General features: G+C 65.7%; 2 protein-coding genes. Both read right to left on the bottom strand.

The annotated features are described in order from the left end of the window. The coding region (gene nrfE / locus AACR77_RS11095; protein ID WP_231563209.1) for a heme lyase NrfEFG subunit NrfE at positions 1 to 1,546 on the bottom strand (1,546 nt) is incomplete at its 3' end. A gap of 173 nt (positions 1,547 to 1,719) precedes the next feature. Further along, a partial coding sequence (nrfD, locus tag AACR77_RS11090) for an NrfD/PsrC family molybdoenzyme membrane anchor subunit (RefSeq protein ID WP_042881462.1) occupies positions 1,720 to 1,877 on the bottom strand: 158 nt, incomplete at its 5' end.

The raw sequence follows: 1,877 nt of genomic DNA, 5'->3' as shown, positions 1-1,877 counted from the left end.
CGGCGAGTACGGCGCCCCCCTCCTGACTGTGTTGACTCACCTGCGCGATGCCTAGGGCACACACCGCTACCCCGAGATGGGCCAGCAGGCTACCGAACCGATTGAGGGTTAGCTCGCGCAGGGCGACCGGTTGCAAGAGCGGGAGCAGCAGGCTGGCCATGAGCCAGAGGCTCAGCACGTTGGCCGCAAGCCCCAGCCAGCTTGCCCGCAGCGGCTCGGGATAGGCGAGGCTCAGCAAGGCGCCCCCCAGCAGGCCAAACAGGCATGGGAGCAGCACCTTGATGCGGCGCTGGGCAGCCAGATGCTGCCAGCGCAGGCGCGGCAGCTGGGTCATCAGCGCCATCAGGCAGAGGGCTAGCGGCACGAAGATGGTATTGAAATAGGGGGCGCCCACCGAGAGCGAACCCAGATGAAGCGACTGGAACACCATGGGGTAGAAGGTGCCGAGCAGCACGCTGGCGCAGGCCACGCAAAGCAGCAGGATGGCGGCGCCGAGCAGCCCCTCCTTTGACCAGAAGCCGAAGCGGGCGTAGGGGGCGCGAATGTCCGCCCGCAGGGCAAACAGGGTGAGGGCGCAGGTCAATAGCAAACCGAGCAGCAACAGCAGGGTGAGGCCGCGGCTGGGGTCCACCGCAAAGGCGTGTACCGAGGTGAGCACCCCGGAGCGCACCACGAAGGTGCCGAGCAGGCTGAGCGAAAAGGTAAAGATGGAGAGCAGCAGCACGGCGTGGCCGTAAGCCCCGCGCTTCTCGCACACCACCAGGGCGTGCAGCAGGGCGGTGCCGAGCAGCCAGGGCAAGAGGGAGGCGTTTTCTACCGGATCCCAGAACCACCAGCCGCCCCAGCCGAGCTCGTAATAGGCCCACCAGGAACCCAGCACGATGCCGGCGGTGAGAAAGACCCAGGAGCCGAGCGCCCAGGGGCGGCTCCAGTGGGCCACGGCGCCATCGAGCCGACCCGAGTGCAGCGCCGCCATGGCGAAGGCGAAGTTGACCGCAAAGCCGACGTAACCGAGATAGAGCAGGGGGGGGTGAATGATGAGGCCGATGTCTTGCAGCATGGGGTTGAGATCGCGCCCCTCCAGCGGCCCCGGGAACTGGCGGTCAAACGGGCTGGAGAAGATCAGGGTATAGAGGCCGAACAGCCCGACGATCAGCCCCATGATGGCCAATACCCGGGTGCGGATCAGCGGATCGACCCGCCTGGAGCAAAGAGCTACCAAAGCGCCCCACAGCCCCAGCGCAAAGACGAAGAACAGCATGGAGCCCTCGTGGCCGCCCCACACGGCCGCCAGCTTGAAGCCAAGGGGCAGGGCGCTGTTGGCGTGCTGGGCCACATAGACCAGGGTGAAGTCATCCTGGCCAAAACAGCTGGCGAGCAGCAGCAGGGCGGCCCCGAGCAGGAGCGCGACCAGGAGGGCCAGCGGTGTTGCGCAGCCCAGCAGCGGGCGTGAGGCGAGCCGCAATCCCAGCCAGGGCAGCAGCCCTTGCAGCAGGGCGAGCCCGGTCGCCAGCAACAGTGAGAGATAGCCGAGCTCCGCCAGCACACAACCTCCGGTTCAATCTTTGATGTCATTCATGTCATGCCACACACGCCGCGTCGTCTCCCTTTGGGGGAAAACATTGCCAAGCAACGGGTGTGGCATCACCAGAAATTCATTGGGCCAGCAACAAACCAGCGCCAGTCACCCGAGGGTGGCTGGCGCTGGTGATCATACCGTTATACGACTGTCATTTGGCCGGCATAGAGCACGAAGTAGCGAAGCAGCAGGATCCCCACCAGGGTCAGGCTGCAGACCAGTACCAGATAGCCGTTTTTGGCCCGCAGCGGCGCGGGGGCCAGCAGGGCCAGCAACTGGGGCAGCAGCATGCCGATGC

Origin of the sequence: Aeromonas sp. ZOR0002, assembly GCF_963866995.1 — a bacterium.
In the GTDB taxonomy this organism is placed as follows: Bacteria; Pseudomonadota; Gammaproteobacteria; order Enterobacterales; family Aeromonadaceae; genus Aeromonas; species Aeromonas caviae.
The sequence above is the reverse complement of the archived record's forward strand: the minus strand, read 5'-3'. Positions and strand labels throughout refer to the sequence as shown.